Source organism: Dyella sp. AD56, from assembly GCF_002878475.1.
Taxonomy (GTDB): Bacteria; Pseudomonadota; Gammaproteobacteria; order Xanthomonadales; family Rhodanobacteraceae; genus Dyella.
This window is the reverse complement of record NZ_NRDP01000028.1, coordinates 20,106-42,397: the sequence shown is the minus strand read 5'-3', so window position 1 is coordinate 42,397 and position 22,292 is coordinate 20,106. Positions and strand designations below refer to the sequence as shown.

The following is a 22,292-nucleotide window of genomic DNA, read 5'->3' as shown; positions in this document are numbered from 1 at the left end:
CCAGATCCTTCAGTCGCTTTGCTTCGGGCACGCTCATGCCTCCGAATTTACTGCGCCACAGGTAATAAGAAGCCTCACTGAAGCCGTGCTTGCGGCACTGCTCCTTGACTGGCATGCCGGCTTCAACCTCTCGCAGGAAGCCGATGATCTGCTCTTCGGTAAAACGCTTCTTCACGTCCAATCTCCTTCGGTTGGGGGATTGGACTCCAAATCGAATCGCTACTCAAAAGCGGGGGGACGTCGCTGAGCGGTGTACTTGCAGCGCAAGGTCACCTTCATCTGGCACAGCTATACCTGCTGGTAGTGGCGTTTGGCGTCGCCGACGCCTTCGCCATGCCGGCGCAATCGGCCTACCTACCCTGGCTATTGCGCGGCAACCAACTGGTGGCCGGCACGGGTCTGAGCCAGGTTGCCGGGCAACTCACATCCATCCTTGGGCCTATCGCTGCGGGTTTGGTGATTGCGAAGCTGGGCGTTGCCTCGGCGTTCTACATCGATGCAGTGAGCTTCATTGTCGTGATCGTCGCTTTGATGCGATTGCCAGACCCCCAACGAGTGGCGTCCTCCACTCATCCGATCGAGGCCATGAAGCAAGGCATCTCCTATGTGCTTGCTGATGCGCCGCTATGCGCCATGATGCTGCTGGCGATGGTGGTGAACCTGTGCGTGACCGGGCCTTTGTCAGTAGGTATTGCGGACTTGGTGAAAACCCAGCTTGGCTCGGCGAGTGCCTATGGCGTGCTGCTATCGGCCGCCGCAGCGGGTGCCCTTGCCGGCGCCCTGCTGGCTAGCGTGTGGAAAGTTCAACGGCGAGGTTTGCTGATACTCGGAGGTAGTGCAGCATTGGGCGTATGCCTCGTCGGTATCGGTCTGCAGCACACGGGGGTTTATTGGCTGGCGTGCGTGCTGGCGTTGATCGGATGCGTGGCGGGATTCGTCAACGTGCATATTGGCGCCTGGGTGATGCAGCGTATCGACCCTGTAGTGCGCGGCCGCGTATCCAGTGTGCTTATTCTGGGTTCGCTAGGCATAGCCCCGCTTTCGATGGGTCTGGCAGGCCTCGCGTTGTTGGTGAATGTCTCAGCGTTGTTCCTTCTGGCTGGTGGCATTCTGATCTGCATTAGCGCAGTCGCCGCAAGAGGTACTTCGATAAGGTACATCACTTGATCACCCTGATTAATCAGGAGCTGGAGATGTCCTTGTTGATGCTTCGCAAGGTCCGCTTTCGACCCGAAGCGGACAGATTTCAAAGGGAGAAACATGGCCGAGAAGGACGACGGCTGGTTGACCGATCAGGCGGATCACCTGATTGGCGCCACGCTCATATGTCGCGAATGGGCGCCGGCTTGCGCTGAAGACGATCATGACCATTGCGCACTCTGTTGGGCCAAGTTCTCGAAGCTCGGGCTCCCGAGCGAACTACGGGTGGGCTGGTGTACAGCAGATGAGCGCAACTGGGTCTGCCAGCAGTGCGTCGACGATTTTACGGTTCGCTTTCAGTGGACTTTGAACGACAACCTGAATCTCGGGATTGTTTAACATGTCCGCTTCCGCCCCATAGCGGACATCACACGGTCAACCATTTGCGCCAATCAATCAGTGACGAACTGTGTGATCAACGATGAGGCGAACGCTTGGCGGTCTACTTTCGTCGACTGTCCGGGTGGTGTCCGCAGGAGTGTCCGCGGACGCTGCGACACACGATGGGGCGTTGCCGTAACTCTATGATTCGGATGATCGCTCCTCTCGATCTAGAGATGGCATATCGTTTGCTCAGTCACTAGGACTGCGATCCGGTGATTCTGGAGAACGATGGGGATGAGTAAATGAAATGGACTCTCGCCTTTTGCCTGTTAGCCGTATCGACCGCTGTCGGAGCCGTTGTCATCCGGGCAGATGTTGATGATGCCAAGTATCGAGTCCAGGCTTCCGCATTTCCCGCATTGGTAGACATGCCTGGTGAGGGGCATGGTGTCCTGATTGCGCCTCAGTGGGTCGTAACCGCAGCTCACGCGGCGCCAATGCAAATGCAAGGCATGGACGACGACGTATCTATTGGCGGTGTGGCGCGCAAGGTCAAGCGCGTCATCATGCATCCCGGTTACAAGAAAATGCCCGATCAACTGATCAAGGAGGCACTGGCATCCGGTAATCTATCCAAGGTGCATGCATTTCTGGACTCATCTAACGACATTGCGCTGATCGAACTCGCATCGCCAGTCACGGATGTAACTCCTGTTCCTATCTATCGTGGGAACAAAGAAGTGGGGATGACCGCGGAGCTTGTGGGTAAGGGCGCCACGGGCAACGGCACCAAAGGCCAGGACGCTCAAAGCTCGCATCGCACCGTTCTGCGACATGCCTTCAACGTGATTGTTGGTGACGACGCGCGCTATGTTTGGTATCGATTTGACGCGCCACCGTCCGCCCTTCCGCTTGAAGGCATCACGGGGAGCGGCGACAGTGGTGGTCCCTTGCTCATCGGGGATGGGAGCTCAAGGCAACTCGTCGGCCTGGCCTCTTGGAGCAGATATCCACCAGACCATCCATTTTTGAGAAAGTGGACAACAGATCGCCCGTTCGTGGAGGGCCTCTACGGCGAAATCGTGTACGCCGTTCGCGTCTCAAGCTACATCCAGTGGATAGAAGGCGCGATGTCTGCAAGCGCGAATCCGTAATGTCCGCTTCCGATCTATAGCAGACGTTTCAAGGGTCCAGTCGGCACCTACGTAAAACGTCCAGCCTGGGCGAAAACGGATCCTATCGATCGATTACAAAATAGTAGCGGCCGCCAAGATGTAGTTCGCGCCTTTGCCTCCCCCTTACGGATAAAGGAAAGCGCCAGTGGCTCATCGTGCAAAGATTGTCGCGGCATGTGCGTTTCTATGCATTGCCAATGGCCCATTATTTTGTCAGGCGATTCCAGGCACTACCCATGTTCCGAATGATTTGGAGCGACGGATCAATCAAATTGAATCCTGTCTTCCAGATCCTGTCATCGTCAAGGGCGAGCCACCTTCCTGTCACACTCTTGCGGAGCGGATGCAGGCGTTACATGTTCCCGGAATAAGCGTTGCTGTTATTCACCATGGGGCCCTCGAGTGGGCAAAGGGCTTTGGTGTTGAGCGGATTGGCGGAGAACCCATCACCCCCGAAACGCTCTTTCAAGCGGGATCGATCAGCAAGCCGATTTCGGCCATGGCTGCGCTTCATCTCGTCCAACAGGGCAAGCTCTCGCTCGACTCGGATGTGAATAGCGTACTCACGACGTGGAAGGTTCCGGCGAGCCCGGCCGCCCCCGGTGCAGCGGTGACCTTGCGTGAACTTCTCACGCATACGGCAGGATTTACGGTGCATGGCTTTCCCGGTTACGCAGCCAATACTCCCGTACCAACGCTTGTTCAGGTGCTGAATGGCGAAAAGCCCGCCAACAACGGGCCCATTCGACTGGAAAGCGTGCCGGGTAGTCAGTGGAAGTACTCCGGTGGTGGTTACACGGTTATGCAACAACTTCTTTTGGACGCATCAAAACGACCTTTCGCCGAGCTGCTTCGCGACACGGTGCTGATTCCGATAGGTATGATCCATAGCACCTATGAGCAGCCCCTGCCGACTTCGCTCAAGGCCGATGCGGCGACTCCTTACGGTGTCAATGAAGAGCCCATTCCTGGTGGCGCACATACTTATCCCGAGAAAGCCGCCGCGGGCTTGTGGACCACGCCATCCGATCTCGCTCGGTATGTGCTTGAGGTCCAGCAGTCATTGCAGGGCAAAGCCAACCACGTACTCAATCCCGACCTGACGAAGCAAATGCTTACTCCTGGCAAAGGACATTGGGGCCTTGGTCTTGAGATCAGCGGCTCCTCGACCGAGCCCTATTTCTCCCACGGAGGTGTGGATGAGGGCTTCGAGAGCCTCTTGGTTGGATATGAGCACAACGGAGAAGGCGCGGTCGTCATGACCAACGCCAAAGGGGGAGGACGACTCGCTTCGCAGGTCATGATGGGCATTGCGGCTGCATACGCTTGGCCGGATTTTCAACCCGTAGTCCGCACAGCCATCGAGTTGGATCGGTCCGTTCTTGCTCGTTATGTGGGGACATACCAATTGGCACCGGACGTCAGCCTCGTCTTCACGCTTGAGGATGGACAGCTGATGGCCCAGGCCACGAATCAACACAAGTTTCCGGTTTTTCCAGAATCGGAAACCAGGTTCTCTTGGAAAGTTGTGAACGCCGAGATTGAATTTTTTCTAGACAGCGCGGGGCACGTAAAATACGTCGTGTTCCACCAAAATGGCCAGGACGACAGAGGCATCAAGAAGTAATCATTTGACGCAAGCAGTGGCGCGCCGCCAACGTCATTGCGAGCAGGCGGGTGGAACGCACTCTTGGTACGGCCTAGACGGCGTCAGCAGCGGCTGCTGTCACTGTAAGGTCGAGCAGCCTGGCTGCTGGTGGAAAGCGCCATGTAGTCCGAGGGGGGGGCGGTCGGTCCTAGAGCTGAGCGAGCTATCCCTAATTTGCGCTTGCGTCCCAAGCGAATGCTTCGAAAAGTGATCAAGCTGTTGGCGGATGGGCTTCTAATGAATCGCGCGTTTTGCGATTTCAGCTACAAGCGCATCGGAGTCAAGAACGCTGGTGTTGCCCAGCATGACGATGGTGATGTCCTGGTCCATCACGTGGAAAAATTGCGCCTGCGCGCCCATGATGAGTCCGGGGCGCTTGACCACAGGGTGTTTGGCCCCCTTTGCCGAGATCACGTAAGACCATAGGCCATCGCCATAGTCGTCGAGTCCAGGCTTGATCATCTGTTTCAGCGTGTCGGGCGCGATCAACCTGGCGCCGAATAGGGCGTCGGCGAACTTCAACAAGTCTCCCGTCGTTGAATACATGGCGCCAGCCGCATACCAATTCTCTGGATATACAGGCAAGTCCATGCACAGAATCTTTCGATCATCAGGGTACCAATAAGTGTCGGCGAGTCGGTCGATGATATCGCCATGGTGCAGCACGCCACTGTCATTCATTTGTAGAGGTTCGAGAATCCGTTCTTTTAGAACCTGTTCGTATGGCTCGTGATACAGGCTTTCGATGATTTTTCCGAGCACGACATAGTCAGCGTTGTTGTAATTGAACGCCTGTCCAGGCGAGCCGATGAGCTTGCCGCTGCTGAATTGTGTCAGCAGTTGATCGCTGGAGTGCGGAAGCTGGTAGACCGGGATGCCATCCCGGAGTGCACTGGCCTGGTCAGTGACCGCATCGAAACTCGGTAGACCTGAGGTGTGATTGAGCAACTGTTGAATCGATACTTTGCTGCCCGCCTCGCCGGCATAGTCAGGCAAGTACGTTTTGATGGGTTGGCCAAGATCGAGCTTGTGTTGTTCGTAGAGCTGAAGGATCAGTACCGAAGTAAACAACTTGGTCACTGATGCAATCTTGTATCTCGTTTGCTGCGTGTTTGGCACGTTAAACGGAATGTTGGCAAGTCCATAACTCTTGGAAAAGCGAGTCTTGTCGTGCCACTGGATAAGGATCGATCCACTGTAGTGGTGTGCATTTGCATATCCGTCCAAGAACGTTGCCACAGCATCGCTCTGGGCGAATAAGACCGGGGGAAAAAGCAACAGGAATATCGAGACAATGCACCGCATGGGAAGCTCCCAGTTAAAGTGGCTATTGGACTCAGCGTGATATCAAGGAAAAAACAAGGTTCGACTGAACCGCGAGGTGCCGAGCGGGTACATGGATGGCGTGCGCCCCCTGCGGCAAGATCCGCACTGACGCACAAATCGACCACACATGTGCCAGCACGTGGAGAATCTTGAAAAGCAGCCCTGGCACGCGATTTGGGCAGTTCTGTCGAGCATAGCCTGCCCCCGTGAGCACTCCAGGCCCTATGCGACGAAACAGAGGTTGCCGCGACGAATGGGCTCGTCGGCAGTGTGAAACAGCCCGGACGGGCGCGATGGCGCTCCGCGTAACCACATAGTCGCCTGGCAGGGGCGGCAAGCCGCTATCTCAGGAACCGTCCGCTTTTGACCCGAGGCAGACACCCTGGTCAGGGTCATGGAAATCGTCGACAGGGGGACTTATGACGAGCCATCAACGGATTGCCACGCTAGTTCTCCGGCTCCTAGGAACCGTTTGGGCTGCGTTCTTTGCCTTTGGCTGGAGTCTTTACTTCATCGAGATGGCGCTTGGCGTCGAGGTTCGGCACTACCCAACGCACACCATCATTGGCAACGTCGCTTACGTTGCTCTTGGGCTGCTAGTGATTGTCATATCGAAGCCCCTGCGGAGCTTAGTAAAAACGGGGTTGAAAACGGGGTCAGGTTCACTTCCGACTGCCTTATAAGTGAACCGACCCCGTTATCTATCTATCGACCCCGTTGTCGAAGACCTCTTGGACGACACGGCTCAACTGGCTGTGCTACGCACTACTTTGAATTCAGGTATTGGCCTGGGGAGCAACCGATCATTTTTCGGAAGTCGTTTTGGAAGTGTGCCTGATCGAAGTAGCCAATGTTCTGTGCGAGGGTAGCGCCCGCTGCGGGCTCGCCTAAAGTGAGTTGAGTGAGTACGTCATATACGCGATAGCGCTTGATCACCCAGCGTGGGCTCGCACCTATATATCGTTGAAATAGTCGCTGCAGTTTTCGCTCTGATAGGCCAAAACGGGCGGTGAGATGTTCCACGCGTGTCATCTCGCCATCGTTCACTATGGCCTCAACGATAGAGCACGCGAGCCCTGTATTGGGATCGAGAGCCGGCAGGTGGGCGATCAGGAATTTGGCAGCGGTATCCACCATGGCATGATCATCGCCGCATGCCAGGATGCGTTGCTCAGCGGACAAAGCATCGGGAAAAACGTGTTCTGCGGCCATCGACGCATTGGCGATCAGGCTGATCGGCTTACCGAAAAATGGATAGAACGCACCCGGGCGAAATTTGATGCCAAGAATGGTGGCCTGTCCACTCAGTTCACGCGCAAAGCGACGCAACTGCACGCCGTAGATCTTCGAGCGGCCGGGTGCAAACACGAGATGTACGCTCGGGTGTGGAAGCACGACCCTCGCCTGCGGCGAGCCATCCCGAAGATCCCACTTTTCCAGCCAGAAGTGCTCGACCCACTCCGTCAGTTCATCCGGAGGGGCATGGCGCGTGTGCTGGTAGGTGCCTGGCGGAGGCGCATGGTGCAGGACACCACAGCCTTGTCCAAAAGCGCCTCGACCAAGCCGGTCGTTTGCAGCGCCGGGCTGCGTATCCACTTGTCGGCTTTTTACAATCATCTTGGCGTGACCCACGATGCAATAAAAGAACCAGCTACCGGGGTATCGCTCGGCGATGAGCCCCAGCATGCTGCTCATCCTACTACCACGCGAACCGAGATCTCACGCTTATGAACATAGTGAAGATGATTCTTCTCACTTGCCTTGTATGTGGCGTCATGAGTTCACCGTTGCCGGCCATCGCAGGTCAGATGCCGTCCGGTCCAGGTGCGCCGGAGATCGAGCCCATACGAACGGTCGAGTTGAAATTTTCAGCGTTCAATCGACACGACGCGGGCGCAATCGAAGCTCTCTATGCCAGAGATGCCATCTTGCATAGCCCAGACTACCCTGAGCTTGTTGGCAACTCGAAGATCGCCGATACATATCGTTGGATTTTTGATGCCATACCCGACGCCAAAGACAGCATCGTCACCATGGAAAGTACGGCGAACTATGTCTACGTTCAGTTCGTTCTTTCCGGCCATCTGAAAGGTGCAGAAAACAAACCCGTCAGCATTCGAATCATGTCGGTCTACACGATCAAGGATCACCTGATTGTGAGTGACTCAACCTATTACGATCGAAAGTCACCGTAGCAACGGCTGCCTTCCAGGCGATAGAGTCGATGTCTGGTCAGCGCACAGGTTTGAAGCCGCTGCTCTGGTCCTGGCTGCGTTGCTAAGCGACAGCGTCGGATGATGGATCGTCGGTGTGCTCGTGTTGCCACGTGTTTTCGAACACGAGCGCTTCCAGTGGTTGTCGCGTGGCCCAGTTCTCCTGTTGCAGCATGGGCTCGGTATAAAACGCCGGTACGTGTCCCAGGCACAGCACGGCGACGGGTGTTGCTCCTGGCGGCAAGTGGAGCAGGGCGCCCAGTGCCTCCGGGTCAAAAAGCGAGACCCAGCCCATGCCTATGCCTTCCGCGCGTGCAGCCAGCCACAGGTTTTGGATGGCGCAGGCTACGGAGGCTAGATCCATCTGCGGCATGGTGCGTCGCCCGAAGATGTGATGTTCGCGACGGTCCATCAAGGCGACCACGAGTAGCTCGCCGCATTCACGGATGCCCTCCACCTTCAGGCGCATGAAGTCGTCCTGACGTTGTCCAAGTGCGGCGGCGGTGTGTTGCCGTTCTTCGTCCACAAGTGCGTGGATACTTTGGCGCAAGCTCGAATCGGTGACGCGGATGAAACGCCACGGCTGCATGAAGCCTACGCTGGGGCCGAGGTGGGCGGCGCGCAGCAGGCGTTGGAGCAGGGCAGGCTCAAGCGGGTCGGGCAGGAAGTGGCGCATGTCGCGTCGTTGCTCGATCACGCGGTAGATGGCGGCGATATCGCCGTCGTTGTAGCGGTTCATGGGGCTTGGGGCCTGCGGCAATAGCGGAAACCTTGGCGGGCTACGGCAAAGGTCCTGCGATGATACCGCTGCTAGCGCCATGCTCCGAACGGGCTGGCGATGCCCCGCGCGGGCGCTGCCGGGTCTGGCGTGCCAGGCCCGAATCCGTCACGCCACAGGGGCGATCAATCAGCGTCGCAGGCAGATGCGCCCCCCGTTGTCGACGGACGGTGTGAGTTGCCGCTAGGCGGCCATGGATGCGGATGCGTAGAACGGTGGCACGCGTACCTGGCGGATCGGGCGATGGGGTTGTGATATCGCAACAAACGATTTGGCCAAGCCCCATCGTGCACCGCGCTAAAAGTCTTGGGGATGGCGGGCGCATCTACTTACAAGGGCACGTCTCGGCGTCACTTTGCACCCCGCTTTAGCGCATTAGAGCTAAAAATGGATCGTGACAAATTGTGATGCACGTCATGCTTATAGCGTCGATGATCGCTCACAAGATTTTTCGTATGGTGCCATGCTGCACCTGCGGCAGCCGTACTTCAGTTTGAAGCAGTTCCGCGTGTTGCATCGCGGCGGTTGGGGCTGAAGACAAGGACGTCGCACCCGTAGAACGAGACGAATCAGGCTGAATCCCCAGTCATGCCGTTTTCGTTTGAGTCCTCGACACAAAACAGGGGTTGTGCAGGGTTCTTAGTAGCCGAGCGCATCGCGTCGATTCCTTTTTTCTTTGAAAACATCGTTCACGCCATAGTGTGAGCGCAGGGGCACTTTCGTCCCGCGCTCAGGCTCACGCGCGCGCGGATGATCCTTTGCGCCCGGCACTTTTGTCTCCTGCTCATCCCTGATGCCGAATCAGTCATAAGGGAGTGAGGCATGAACAAGATTTACAACAAGGTGTGGAACAGCGCGTTGGCGCAAGTCGTGGTCGCCTCGGAGTTTGCAACGGGGCGCGGTGGCGGCGTGGTGGATCGACGCGATAAGCGTCAGCGACTTTTGCCGAGCCGCCTGGGCCTGGGCATTTTCACGGCGCTGGCAGCGCTTGGTGGAGCAGGGTGGATGGAGCGGGCTCACGCACAGGCGGTGGACTGCACCCCGTTGCCTTACAACGCGTACAACAGCACGGCCTCGTGCATGGGCTATGGGGCTACAGCCAGCGGCACCGGAGCCACCGCGCTGGGGGCGAGTGCCAAGGCGGATGTATTGGGTGCGTTGGCCGTGGGGTATGCCTCCCATGCCGCCGGGCAAAACAACATCGCGCTCGGCTTTCAGGCCTTAACCGCAGGCACCAATTCGATCTATCTGGGTGCGCGTTCGGCGGCGGGCACGGGTGCGAATGCGGATGGAGCGATAGCCATCGGCACGGACGTAACGGCCTCTGCCGCCAATGCGGTTGCTATGGGGTCGACGTCCAAGGCGTCGACCATATCCGCGGTGGCCATTGGCACCAATGCAGCCGCATCGGGTGGCACGGCCGGCTTGGCGGTGGCCTTGGGCGCAGGTGCCAAGGCCGTATCCACCAATGGTGGTTCACCCATTGCGATCGGCGCGAACTCCAATGCCAGTGGCAGCGCTGGCGTGGTGCTTCCGAATGGCGCCACTACAACAACTTTTGAAGCCGCTGCGCTGGGCAACCAGGCCACGGCGACGGGTATGCAAAGCGTGGCTGTGGGTAATCTGACGGCAGCCACCGGTATATGGAGTACCGCTGTCGGCTCCATCGCCAATGCGTCCGGCGGAGAATCCACCGCCGTCGGCCAGATGGCGCAGGCGACCGGCACGTATGCCACCGCGCTGGGTGTGGGCGGTACCGCCGCCGCCACAGCGGTAACGGCATCAGGCGCGGGTTCGCTTGCGCTGGGCGGCAACGCCGTGTCGGGTGCAGTGGCGGCCGGTGATAACGCCATTGCCATCGGCGGGCAAGCCACGGCAAGCGTGGGTGGCGCCGCGGCGATCGGTCTGCGCGCGAACGCCAGCGGAGTGAATGCCTTGGCAAACGGCGTGCAGGCGACGGCTTCGGGTTTGTCGTCGGCAGCGGTTGGCGTAAATGCCAATGCTGCGGGGCAGAGCGCTGCGGCGGTCGGAAACTTGGCCAATGCCTCGGCTGATTTCGCACTGGCGCTGGGTAATCAGGCCGTGTCGAGCGGTATTGGTTCGGTAGCCGCCGGCTCCGGTGCGCTGAGCTCGCAACAATCCGCCATTGCCGTAGGCAACAACGCGGCGGCGACTGCCGCGCTCGCTTCCGCGTTGGGTGCGGGTGCGGCGGCAAGCGGCCAGAATGCGGTTGCACTGGGCGCACTCGCGAAGGCCTCGGCAAGCAATGCCACGGCGATAGGTAATACCTCGCAGGCGCTGGCTGCATCCACGGTGGCGCTTGGCGATAGCAACACGGTTGTTGCTGCGGCGGGAACGGGCTCCATTGCCGGCGGCCACAATTCGAAGGTGTCGGGCGGCACGGGTGCGGTGGCACTAGGCGAGGGTCAAGTTGCCAACGGCAACGGTGCCGTGGCGATTGGTGACCCGAATTCCGCGACGGGCAATGGCGCAGTCGCAACGGGTGCCAATGACACAGCGAACGGTGATGGCGCTGTGGCCATTGGCAACAACAACAATGCGCAGGGCATCGGCTCGGTGGCGCTGGGCAACGGCAGTAGTGCGCTGGGTGCCGGCTCATTGGCCTTCGGCAACGGCGCTGCTGCCAATAACGCGAACGATGTCGCGCTTGGCTCTGGATCCAGCACTACCACGGCCGTGCGCACGCCCAGCACCTCCATCAATGGCACGACCTATACCTTCGCAGGTACCAACCCGACCAGCACGGTGAGCGTGGGTGCGTTGAACACGGAGCGCACCATTACCAACGTTGCCGCGGGCCGCATCAGTGGCTCCAGCACGGATGCGATCAATGGCTCGCAGTTGTTCGCGACCAATTCGGCGGTGACCTCGGTGGGTACCACGGTAACCAACCTGGGCAACACCATCGCTACCAGTATTGGTGGCGGGACCACCTACAACTCCAGCACGGGCGCACTGACCACCAGCGTTACCTATGGTGGCAACACCTATAGCTCGCTGCAGAATGTGTTCAATCAGATTAGCGGCGTGGTGGATGGCGGTGGCATCAAGTATTTCCACGCCAACTCGACACTGGCGGACTCCACCGCCGGCGGTGCCAACAGTGTGGCGATCGGTCCGGTGTCCACGGCCAGCACGGCCAATGCCGTTTCTATTGGCAACGGTGCCAACGCGGGTACGAACGTGGGGGATGTGGCGCTTGGCTCGGGTTCGGTCTCCGGCGCCGCCGTGGGCACGCCGAGCACTTCCATCAATGGCACGACCTATACCTTCGCGGGTACTAACCCCACCAGCACGGTGAGCGTGGGCGCGTTGAACACCGAGCGCACCATCACCAATGTCGCGGCCGGGCGGCTAAGTGGCGCCAGCACCGACGCGGTGAATGGCTCGCAGTTGTTCGCGACCAACCAGGCAGTGACCTCGGTGGGTACCACGGTAACCAACCTCGGCAACACCATCGCTAGCAGCATAGGCGGCGGCACCACCTACAACTCAACCACGGGCGCATTGACCACCAGCATCACCTATGGCGGCAACACCTATAGCTCGCTGCAGAATGTGTTCAACCAGATCGGCGGCGTGGTGAACGGCGGTGGCATCAAGTACTTCCACGCCAACTCCGCGTTGGCCGACTCAACAGCCACCGGCGTCAACAGCGTGGCGATTGGCCCGGTCTCCAATGCGGGTACGGTGAATGCGGTCTCCATCGGCAATGGCGCCACGGCGGATACCAACGCCGGTGACGTAGCGCTTGGCGCAGGTAGTGCCACTGGAGCGGTCGTGCAGACGAAGGGCGCCACCATTGCTGGCACCGCGTACACCTATGCCGGTACGGCACCCACCAGCACGGTGAGCGTAGGCAGTGCGGGCAACGAACGCACGATCACCAACGTGGCTGCAGGGCAGGTGACCGGAGGCAGCACGGATGCCGTCAATGGTTCGCAGCTTTTTGCCACCAATCAGGCACTGGATAGCTTAAACAGCAGCGTGACCGCCAATGCGACGCACTACTACAGCGTCAATGACGGTGGCACAGCCGGTAGCAACTACACCAACAACGGTGCCACCGGACTCGACGCGCTGGCTGCCGGTGTGGGCGCCAGTGCGGCAGCTGCCAGCGGCACCGCCTTGGGTCAGAACACGCAGGCTACGGTGCTGGGTGGTGTGGCGCTGGGTTCGGGGGCGGTTTCTGACCGGGCCATTGCGCCCACCTCGGGCACCATCCTCGTGGGCACCAATGTCATTCCGTACAACACGACGGATCGCACGTTGCTCGGCGCGGTATCCGTGGGCAATGCCACCGCCTTCCGACAGATCACCAATGTGGCAGACGGCACCCTGGATCAGGATGCAGTGACGCTGCGCCAGCTCAAAGGGGCGATGAGTTCGTTCTCGGTCACGCCGATCAAGTACTTCCACGCCAACTCCACCGCTTCTGATTCGGCGGCGATCGGTGCGAACTCGGTGGCGGTCGGCCCACAGACCACGGTGAACGGCGACAACGGCATTGGCATGGGCAACGGCGCCATTGTTCAGCAGACCGCGCCGGGCGGTACGGCCATTGGCCAGAATGCGACGGTGAACCTGGCTGATGGCGTCGCACTGGGCACCAATGCCACGTCCAACGGTATCCAAGCGCTCGCACTGGGTGCCGGTACGCAAGCGGCGTATGCCGGCAGTGTGGCCCTGGGTGCGGGCTCGGTGACGGCGGCTCCGGTGGCCACCACCAGCACGACGCTCAACGGCACGACATACCAGTTCGCGGGCACAACGCCGGGCTCCACCGTGAGCGTGGGGTCGGTTGGAGCGGAGCGCACTCTGACCAACGTGGCGGCGGGACGCATCAGTGCAACCAGCACGGATGCGATCAACGGCTCGGAGTTGTACGCCACCAATCAAACGCTGCAGCAGTTGGGGTCGCAGGTGATCAACCTCTCCAACACCATCCGCAACTACCCGCCTGGTGTGGGTGGCAGCACCACCATCAATACCTATCAGACCAGCGGTAACAACAACACGGCGTCTTCAGCCACGGGTAGTAACTCAACCGCAGCAGGTGCTGGCGCCACGGCATCGGGTAACAACAGTACGGCGGTCGGCGCCGGTTCGACGGCGAGTGGTGACAACAGCGTTGCCATTGGCAATGGTTCCGTGGCGTCGTCGAGCAACACGGTATCGGTGGGCTCTGTTGGCCACGAGCGGACGGTTACCAACGTAGCCAATGGCGTGGGTGCCACCGACGCCGTGAACGTGGGGCAGCTTAGCGATGCCATTGCCGAGGCCAAGAATTGGTCGAAGGACTATGTCGACCAGCGCTTTCAAAGCGTAGATCAGGACCTCAACCGGATTGGCAATCGCGCCAACGCGGGCATTGCCTCGGCCATGGCGCTGGCCAGCTTGCCGCAGGCCTATCAGCCGAATCAGAGCTCGGCCGCGGTGGCGCTGGGTGCGTTCCATGGCGAGACAGGCGTTGCCGTCGGTGTATCTGCGATTACCGAAAGTGGTCGCTACGTGTTCAAGCTCAACGCCACCACGAACTCGCGCGGCGATGCCGGCGCGGGCGTCGGCGCGGGCATGGTCTGGTAATGGACGCAGCCCGGCGCCACGCGTCGCGCTCATCCTCCATCGCATGAAGGAATCAACGATATGAACAATCCCTGGAAACAGATCATGGTGGCAGCCACTGCCGCGCTCGTACTTGCGGCCTGCGGTAACGTGAGTCGCAACGTGGCGAAGGACGGTAACTCGGCCAGCGAACTGGTGTGGCCAACACCGGATAGCGTCACACCCATGCACAAGGGTGGCACTTTTCCGAACCTGGCCAATTTGCGGCAGGTTAGGGCGGGGCTTGTCAAGCCACAGATATCCGAGTTGATCGGGTATCCACATTTCAGTGAAGGCTTGTGGGGCGTGCGCGAGTGGAACTATCTATTCAACTTTCGCAAGCAGGGTAGTGACGAGGTAACGGTGTGCCAGTACAAGGTGCTGTTTGATGAGAACAGTGTGGCGCGCAGTTTCTACTGGAAGCCTGAATCTTGCGCTTCGTTGCTGAAAGAGCAGAAGCCGGTTGCTCCGCTTAGTGAGGAGGCACCGCATCGGTTTACGCTTTCTGCCGATGCGCTCTTTGCCTTTGGCAAGTCGGACCTGAGCCCGGAGGGGAAGAGGGCGCTGGCCGATCTAGCGACGCAATTGCATGAACATCTGGCGCAGATAGGGAGCATCCGCGTCGCTGGCTATACGGATCGCCTCGGCACGTCCGTGAGCAATCGTTCTCTATCCGAACGCCGTGCGCGCGCCGTCATGGATGTGCTCGTCGAGGATGGCGTGCCAGGTGCGAAGATCCGAGCCGAAGGGCTGGGTGAAAGCGATCCGGTGAAAGACTGCCCCGAAGGTCCGCGTGCGCAGATGGTGATGTGCCTCGCCCCCAACCGACGTGTCGAGGTAAGGGTCGATCCGTAACCTCTGTTGCATGATAGGCGGCTGATAACGCCGCCCCGGCCATGGCAGAGCCATGGCCGGGATCAAGCACGGAAGCTCGTTGGCGTATCGACCCGGTGTGGCCTCCGTACACCTTCTGTCTGGGTTACATCGTCGGGGCCAAGGTGCACTCTTGCGGGCACCATGGCCCCATCAGTGGCCCAACGTCAGTCGAGGTGGCTATGCACCGCATGACCTGGTTGATTTCCGCCGCGTTGATCCTTCCCATGACTACGATGGTGCCTGCCCAGGTTGCCAGGGCCGCCCAGGACAATGCAGGCGATTGCGTTTCCAGACAGGGCACCAACTTCGTGAACCGGTGCGATTTTCCTGTGACGCACGAATGGTGCGTTTACTCAGAGCCACGTTGCCCCGATCACTACACCCACAAGGCCACCATTCCGCCGCATGGGTCCATCGGCACTGCTGCCGACCGCAACACCGGAACACGTAGCGGGCGCGTCTGCCGAGGCGAGGACTCCATTCCGTCGGACAACGCGGAAGGGTGCAAGTAGGTTGGAGTTGTAGGTTCCACCTCCGTTTCGGCGTTCCGGCACACAGCGAATATCTGCTTCGGGTCGAGAGCGAATATTTGGACGGCTACTCGGCTTTGCTAGCCAGACCTCGAAAGCAGGTTGCGACGGGCTGCATGGTGGCCCGCCCTGTCTCGAATATGGAGTAGAAATACGGGCCTTCTTCCGGCTTCGTCAAAGACCCTCGACTTTTTGTAGCGGGGTACTTCCAAATGATCCTGGCTACCCTAGGGAGAATCTTGAGTTCCGGGCTGAGTTTCTAGCGATATCCGCTTTGAGTTGAAAGCGAACTTTTTATATCGCGTGGATCACGTGGTTCCCATTTGCACGAATGCCTCGCCGGAGGTAACCAATCACCATCGCTGTACCGCAAATCATTTACCCGACACCGCTCGTCACAGCAAAGCGACCTTTCATCCTGCTTGTGCCGACAGGTTAGCGTCACCCTGCTAGCGTGTTACACGCCAATTCTAGCCAAGCGAGTGCACCATGAAGTCGTCACTTCTAGCAGCTTCACTTATGTCTCTCGCCGGAGCCGCCAGCGCCGATCACCCGTCAGGCGACCGCTATTTGACGCCGCAGTTCAGCGCAGGCCAGACCTACAGTAACGTCTTTTCCATCTTGCGATCGATCAAGGCGGATGGCTATGACGAACATGCTTCGCGCAACGGTGGATCGGCCGACTACACCATACTTTCAGCAAGTAACGATGGCTGGGTGACCAGGGCAAAAGGGCGCTACGACGGCCAGGCGAGTGGTGATGACTCCGTGGAGTTTCGGGACAATGGCCGAACCTATTGCCAGTTGAACGCCGGTGGCAAGACGAGCTGCAATGCGTACCTCGAGGGAAGCGGCCTGACCTACAACGCAACGATCTGGGGTATTCCGCCAAAGCAGCTGGTGCAAGGGATAAGTTGGACGGTGGACGTGAAGCAAGCGTGGGAGCTCGGCGGTTCGAACGGCACCGAGAAGGTTACCGTCGTCAGTGTCGATGCTGCGACAGATACCGCGGTCCTGTTGCGTGAGGGTGCATCGGAAGGGTTCTACTCGGAGAGCGATGCTCATACCGTCCAGCTCACCCATGACGGTCACACCGAGATACTTGAAGTAAAGCCGGGTACGTCGCACTGGAAGGGGTATACCACCTTCGTGAAAGGCGTGGTGTTCAGCGATGAACTTGTCGTGACGCGCCAGGATTTACTGGTAAGCAAGAGCGGCAGCTCGGTCAATGCCACTGAGCGTCGAGTGATGCTGCTTAATGCTGCGCCGTTCCCCACGCTTTGATCGCAACCATCAAACGGTGGTGGATTACTGTTTTCCCCTCAGGAGAAACGCGCGGCCAGCGAGCCGTAGCCAAATAGTCCGCTCCGCGTCGAACGTGGAGGTTTTCAGCTTGCTGTCGGGAAGACTTCCCCGCAAAGTCGTCTACCTGTGGATACGGACTTCATCCGCATCAGCAGGGCATTGACCAAAGGCAATGCCTGACTTGATCAAGATCGCCTTCGTCCATTAATGACGCGGGCGTCCTTCCCGACAGCGCTGGAACCGAGCGTTCCGTCCAGCTGACGGAGTCAGCCCTGAGATGGAAGTAGGTGGCCCAAGCGATGTCTTCGTGCCCTCGGCAGGCCCGAATCAGTAGGTCTTGAAAAGTACAGCTCCCGAACTCGTCCTGGCATACCTTCGCGAACACGTTCCAGCGTGGATCCATTTGGTTGAGTTTCCTATCCAGTACCGTTGCACGATGTCTGCTTTGGGGCGGAGGCGGACATCTGAATACCGCACTACTATCACCAATGCCCGCACAAGCGCAGCAGCTTGCAAAAGCGGTCAGGCAAGGTCGGAGGAGAGAATCAAGTGACCAAGACAGAAGTGATCCATGGTTCTTGCCGCTGCGGTACGGTTCAATGGCGCTTCAAAGGAATGCCCGAGTCAGCGACGGTGTGCAATTGCACCGCATGTCACCGCTACGGCGCTCTGTGGGCCTATGATTTTGAAGGGGATGGTATTCACGTCTCGGGCCCGACTCAAACCTACACACAGGGTAGGTGGGTCGTGTTTCATTTTTGCTCCGTCTGCGGCTGCGTGGCGTATTGGCGAGGTTTGAAGAACAGCAACAACGGGCTGCGCCCCATGGGGGTCAACCTGCGGCTGGCCGACGTCGAGAGTGTTGCGCAAATTCCCGTTGTCCGTCACGACGGACTCGATACCACTGATGACCTGCCGCAAGACGGTCGATGCGTCATCGACTATTGGTTCTGAGTCGTCCCTCTGTCATGAGCCAAGACTGGGGTCGGAGAGAACTTTCCATGAATACTGACAGCTACGGCCCACTCTGACCCCTGTTCTAATAACGGCGTCCCCGGTCATGGCGACGTGGCCGGGGTTGAGCACGAAACCCAGCGCAGCAGTGTTTAGCGCTGCATCGACCGGCTGAATCCGCAGCTGGAAACAGGCATTGAAACGGCCTTCCTTTGCGAAGGTGAAGTCAGTACTTCAAATTCAATTCGGGTACGCGCGTTCTGTTGAGCTCGAAGAGGTCTTGGAATTCCTCTTCTGTCAGTTCGTCGGGGGCATAAACCGCCACCGGATCCCAGACGCGGTCCGTCTGCCGTGGCTGGCGTGGGCCAGCGCGCAACGAAAACCAGTGCCCATCGCGTTGGAGCAACTCGGGCGCTTCCTCCATGTGCTCGGTTTTCGCGTCATGGGAGGTCTCAAGGAACACGGCGAAGATCATGGGCAACTCCTTGTGAAGCGTGGTCGGATGTACCGATGGAAAACAACGGATCCTATCTTTGTGTAAGAAGGAGATGGACCGGGAATGAAAGCGATCGCGCGCAGTGTGGATTTTCTTAGGGCTTATAGCTGGGTTGCCGGAAAGGATGCGCGTCGGCGAACGCTGAGAGCTCGAAGCAGCGCTGGCTTAAGGTCGCTAAGTTCGGAAAAGGCGCCATATCCAGTTTATAAAGCTCGGCGAGAATAACTTGGCCGGCGATGCAGATGTCGGCGATCGTCGGCTCGCTTCCCAGTGCGAATGGAGCCGCCGGGCGTCGACTGAGCAGTCGCTCGTAGGTCGCCAACCCTTCCGCCACCCAATGCTTGCACCAGGACTCGATCGCAGCCGTATCGGCACCGAAGGTTGCCTCGAGATGTCTGCGAACGCGCGGTACGACAAGGGGGTGAGCGTCGGCAACCGAAACAAGCGCGAGCGACCGGGCATAGGCACGTTCTTTTACGTCTGCCGGCAGCAGGCGCGGTTCCGGCTGGATGTCGTCGAGATACTCCATGATCGCCAGCGACTGAAAGATACGATGCCCTTCATGCACCAAAGTGGGCACGACGTGCTCCGCGTTCACCTCGTCATAGTTGGCGTCGAACTGGCGACCCGACAGAATGTCGACTTCAATTTCATGGAAGGGGAGCTGTTTCAGCGCAAGCGCGACACGGACACGGAAAGCCGCATTGGAACGCCAGAAGCCATAGAGCTGGATGGTCATGGGGCTAGTCCTTTCTTCGGTTTTCTGGGGATACCTTATGGACGTTGGGCTGCTCGTGAAGACGATTCATGGGATCTCGCCTAACCGGGATGTGGGCGGATCGCGCAGGGCATTGGCCTGAGGGGAAGGCCGTCGTCCGGGGCAGTGGCGACATACGATTGCAATTGCAATCGATATCAGTCGATCATGCCGCTATATAATTGCGATTGCAACTCAATGGGCAGGAGACATCGCATATGGCGAACAAAGAGCCGGATCTCTGGTTCTCATTCGTGCGCTCGCATCGCGCACTGATTCGGGAGATCGAGCGTCGACTGTCCAACGCCGGCTTGCCTGCCTATGCCTGGTATGACGCACTGTGGGGCGTGGAAAGCGGCAAGGACGGCACGCGGCGCATGCACGAGCTGGCCGACACGCTCGTGATCGAGCGCTACAACCTCACTCGCCTGGTGGATCGCCTGGAACAGGAAGGCCTCGTCACGCGTGCGCGCTCCCCCGACGATGGGCGCGCGGCCTATGTCTCCATCACGGATACGGGCCGCACGTTGCGCAAACGCATGTGGAAAATTTACGAAGCGACCGTGACTGAGCTTTTCCTCACGCAGTTCGACGCAAAGGCACAGCGCGAGATGTCAGGTGCCCTTGATCGCGCCGCGCTGGCCGCGCGTCAATCGGCGCAATAACGCGTGGCTGTTTAGGCGATCCATTGGTAATGCAACGTGGGCGCTTGCCAAAGCGCCACTCAAAACCTCTCCTAGGGGAGAGGCCCTGGTCTGCGGCATTGCTGTACCAGGCTACCTATCTCATCGGCTGTAAGCGTTTCTGTTCCCTGGATACAAAGGATGTGTGCTTCAGCTCGGACGCAGGCCTTACTTGGGTCTGCATTTGCCTGCGAAGCCCCATCCTCCGTCGAGCCCGCCGCCGGAGAACTGCAGCTGGCTGGTTGATTGGTCGAAGCTTAGTCCCTCTGAATACGTAGGGTCGGCTCTGGTGCCTAGCGGAGGCTTGATTGATATCTCAGTAACCGTTCCTTTGTGGGCGACTTGGCAAGATGCGCCTCCGCCGCACGGCAGGCTATGACCGGGAAAGTCAATTTCGATCTTGGTCAACGCCGTGCTTGGGTAAACGAGCAACCGTGACCTGTCCTGTCGGCGTCCCGTTAGCCCAGTGACACTGAACGTTCCCTCGCATATCCAGGTGTCATGCGATCCCGGGTTCATAAGGTCCAAGCTGCGCCCAGGGCGCAATGCGCAACCACTTAGGGCAAGCGCTAAGGCAAATAGCAAAGTTGCTTTAACGCGCATCACATCCCCTGAGTGTTGGCAGCCGGCGATAACAGGGTCAGGTTCACTTACAAGACAGTCAAAAGCGAACCTGACCCGTTTTCAATCCGATCTGTTTAGCGCACTGATAGGATCGTTGTCGCATCTGCCTGCCGGGAGGGAACATCATTCTGGCAGGCTGATACTCGGTAGTACTCGAATCGGTAAGTCGAGTTGCGAACGATCCACGGGATATTGATGTTAGTCGCCAATCCGCCACAAGTGACGAGCTTTCGCACTCCGTCAGGCCCGGAGACGAACAACTCAATATCCTGCATGCCATTGGCTGGCGCGTAGGCCATGTTCGCCTGCAAAGTACAGGGGTTGCTGGTAGTGCTGGCGCAATTCACATCACTGAAGCTCAACAGGGAGTCGTCTGAATTGTCCGTGACCACGCGATCGGCTAGTGGTGCGTAGTTGGATAGCTGGGTGGTGGTGTTCAACAGCTGGATCGCTGCTGTTCTTACGGCAGGGTCACACCCACTACATTCTGTGGCTCGCGTATTTGGCCATTGATTCACGGCGATCAGATTGATCTGTGGATTGGCTTCGAGCACGGTTTGCAGCTCGCCTTCCGTCACCGAGTCATTCTGATACGTCTCCATCAACATGATGGGCTTGCTTCCCTCGGATCCCAGTGCCTGCCAGGCCGGGACGAGGTCGCGTTCGACGTTATAGACATCGAAAGCATAGATCTTCGGCTTTACCTGGCCGTACCAAGATAGGCCCGCAAGGTGAGCAGCATCAGGGATGGTTGAGAAGCCGACTGTGTCGTCATTGCCAAATGAGAACGTGTAATCGGACCACAGGCGCTGTACGTAGGCCTGCATATTAGTGCCGCCCAGTGCCTCGCATCCGAGGTCATACAGAACGTTTGTCAATCCACCGCTCATCTGCTGCTGAACAAGACGATGCGTATTGGCGATAAAGTTCCAGGCCTTTTGATACTTGGCTTCTTGCCAAGACGCATATCCCGCGTCGTAGTCCGCAAATCGAATGACTACGGTTCTGAATCCAGCGGCGCGAACCTGATTGAGAATCGCAACCAGATTGGCCTGCTGCATCGGTCGCAGTTGCCCCTGGCTATCATCGACCAATTCCCCCCACACCCAGTTAGCGGGATAGCCGTCATCACAGCCTCCATTTGACTTGCAGGTAGAGAGATCTGCAATCGCGATGTGGATCACGATGTAGTCCATTCCCGAGGCGCGCATGTCGGCTATCTGCGCGTTCACCTTGTCCGGCATCAAGTTGTAGAGGCCAACTGGCGTCTTAAAGTTTTCCCCGGGGTGGTACCAGTTGTTGTTTGAATCGGAGACTGGGATTTCCGTGTTGTAGGTCCCCAGATCGTATGCAAAATAGACCTGTCCCCAGCCTGGAACGCCAGCCGCACAGCTTGTGGCGATGACGCACAGCGCAAGAAATGCGCTGAAGAGGTATCCGTACTTCATTTCGACTTTCTCCCTGTTGGCGTGGAATGCATTCCAGCGTTTCACGTTTCGATCGACCCTACAGCAAATGTCGTTACAAATGCCCATTCTCAATGTCAATGGACACACTAAACATGCACCGTGCGCGTCACCGGTAAGGTCCCGGCGCCTATGCATGCATACGAGAGCGCGACAACTCGTAACTTGTTGGCCTCTTTCGAAGTGTAGAGCGAATGCCATGCGCTTGGACGATCGCAAAAGACGAGCAGAAAACACCATTCCAAGCTGCTTCGCTCCCTAGGCTTTACCTATTCACGTCAAAGGTCGGATTTATTTGACCAACGACGAATA

17 protein-coding genes are annotated in these 22,292 nt (G+C 58.5%); 10 read left to right on the top strand and 7 right to left on the bottom strand.

The window, feature by feature from the left end; all coding sequences use genetic code 11:
- Positions 1–175 (bottom strand): transposase (locus tag DyAD56_RS18640; protein WP_146010567.1); only part of this gene is annotated, 175 nt, incomplete at its 3' end.
- 5 nt (positions 176–180) lie between these two features.
- Here DyAD56_RS18640 and DyAD56_RS18635 point away from each other — a divergent pair.
- The 4 genes from DyAD56_RS18635 (at position 181) to DyAD56_RS18620 (ending at position 4,326) form a co-directional block, all read left to right on the top strand.
- Positions 181–1,167, top strand: coding sequence for an MFS transporter (locus DyAD56_RS18635; protein ID WP_102304347.1), 987 nt, complete (start codon positions 181–183; stop codon positions 1,165–1,167).
- Between the two features lie 93 nt (positions 1,168–1,260).
- Positions 1,261–1,539, top strand: a complete 279-nt coding sequence (locus tag DyAD56_RS18630; protein WP_102304346.1) for a hypothetical protein — start codon at positions 1,261–1,263, stop codon at positions 1,537–1,539.
- A 287-nt stretch (positions 1,540–1,826) separates the two neighbouring features.
- Positions 1,827–2,678 carry a trypsin-like serine protease gene (locus tag DyAD56_RS18625; RefSeq protein ID WP_102304345.1) on the top strand — a complete coding sequence of 284 codons (852 nt, stop codon included), beginning with the start codon at positions 1,827–1,829 and terminating at the stop codon, positions 2,676–2,678.
- Between the two features lie 166 nt (positions 2,679–2,844).
- Positions 2,845–4,326 (top strand): serine hydrolase, encoded by a 1,482-nt coding sequence (locus DyAD56_RS18620; RefSeq protein ID WP_146010566.1) that lies wholly within the window; start codon positions 2,845–2,847, stop codon positions 4,324–4,326.
- Between the two features lie 255 nt (positions 4,327–4,581).
- Here the strand turns inward: DyAD56_RS18620 and DyAD56_RS18615 are convergent, their stop codons facing one another.
- A complete protein-coding gene (locus DyAD56_RS18615) occupies positions 4,582–5,652 on the bottom strand; it encodes a serine hydrolase domain-containing protein (RefSeq protein ID WP_102304343.1) in 1,071 nt (356 codons plus the stop codon).
- A gap of 786 nt (positions 5,653–6,438) precedes the next feature.
- Positions 6,439–7,359, bottom strand: coding sequence for a helix-turn-helix domain-containing protein (locus DyAD56_RS18605; RefSeq protein WP_233202638.1), 921 nt, complete (start codon positions 7,357–7,359; stop codon positions 6,439–6,441).
- 89 nt (positions 7,360–7,448) lie between these two features.
- Here DyAD56_RS18605 and DyAD56_RS18600 point away from each other — a divergent pair, with 89 nt between their 5' ends.
- Positions 7,449–7,868, top strand: a complete 420-nt coding sequence (locus DyAD56_RS18600) for a nuclear transport factor 2 family protein (RefSeq protein ID WP_158241389.1) — start codon at positions 7,449–7,451, stop codon at positions 7,866–7,868.
- An 82-nt stretch (positions 7,869–7,950) separates the two neighbouring features.
- Here the strand turns inward: DyAD56_RS18600 and bluB are convergent, their stop codons facing one another.
- Positions 7,951–8,625: a 5,6-dimethylbenzimidazole synthase gene (bluB, locus tag DyAD56_RS18595; RefSeq protein ID WP_102304339.1), complete on the bottom strand. Its 675-nt coding sequence runs from the start codon at positions 8,623–8,625 to the stop codon at positions 7,951–7,953.
- Positions 8,626–9,486: 861 nt separating this feature from the next.
- Here bluB and DyAD56_RS18590 point away from each other — a divergent pair.
- The 4 genes from DyAD56_RS18590 to DyAD56_RS18570 all read left to right on the top strand — a co-directional run bounded on the left by DyAD56_RS18590 (position 9,487) and on the right by DyAD56_RS18570 (position 17,954).
- Positions 9,487–14,271 carry a YadA-like family protein gene (locus DyAD56_RS18590; RefSeq protein ID WP_102304338.1) on the top strand — a complete coding sequence of 1,595 codons (4,785 nt, stop codon included), beginning with the start codon at positions 9,487–9,489 and terminating at the stop codon, positions 14,269–14,271.
- 60 nt (positions 14,272–14,331) lie between these two features.
- The gene (locus tag DyAD56_RS18585) at positions 14,332–15,144 is read left to right on the top strand and encodes an OmpA family protein (RefSeq protein ID WP_102304337.1); all 813 of its coding nucleotides are present in this window, start codon (positions 14,332–14,334) and stop codon (positions 15,142–15,144) included.
- Between the two features lie 1,070 nt (positions 15,145–16,214).
- Complete coding sequence (locus DyAD56_RS18580; RefSeq protein WP_102304336.1) at positions 16,215–16,979, top strand: hypothetical protein; 765 nt, start codon at positions 16,215–16,217, stop codon at positions 16,977–16,979.
- Positions 16,980–17,549: 570 nt separating this feature from the next.
- Positions 17,550–17,954: a GFA family protein gene (locus tag DyAD56_RS18570; protein ID WP_199179039.1), complete on the top strand. Its 405-nt coding sequence runs from the start codon at positions 17,550–17,552 to the stop codon at positions 17,952–17,954.
- 226 nt (positions 17,955–18,180) lie between these two features.
- Here the strand turns inward: DyAD56_RS18570 and DyAD56_RS18565 are convergent, their stop codons facing one another.
- On the bottom strand, positions 18,181–18,429 hold the full coding sequence (locus DyAD56_RS18565) for a hypothetical protein (RefSeq protein WP_102304334.1): 249 nt from the start codon (positions 18,427–18,429) through the stop codon (positions 18,181–18,183).
- Between the two features lie 115 nt (positions 18,430–18,544).
- Complete coding sequence (gene maiA, locus DyAD56_RS18560; RefSeq protein WP_102304333.1) at positions 18,545–19,189, bottom strand: maleylacetoacetate isomerase; 645 nt, start codon at positions 19,187–19,189, stop codon at positions 18,545–18,547.
- Positions 19,190–19,425: 236 nt separating this feature from the next.
- Between maiA and DyAD56_RS18555 the strand changes: the two genes are divergently transcribed.
- Positions 19,426–19,872 (top strand): MarR family transcriptional regulator, encoded by a 447-nt coding sequence (locus DyAD56_RS18555; RefSeq protein WP_102304332.1) that lies wholly within the window; start codon positions 19,426–19,428, stop codon positions 19,870–19,872.
- Positions 19,873–20,588: 716 nt separating this feature from the next.
- Here the strand turns inward: DyAD56_RS18555 and DyAD56_RS18550 are convergent.
- Positions 20,589–22,007 carry a hypothetical protein gene (locus DyAD56_RS18550; RefSeq protein WP_146010565.1) on the bottom strand — a complete coding sequence of 473 codons (1,419 nt, stop codon included), beginning with the start codon at positions 22,005–22,007 and terminating at the stop codon, positions 20,589–20,591.
- Between the last annotated feature and the right edge of the window lie 285 nt (positions 22,008–22,292).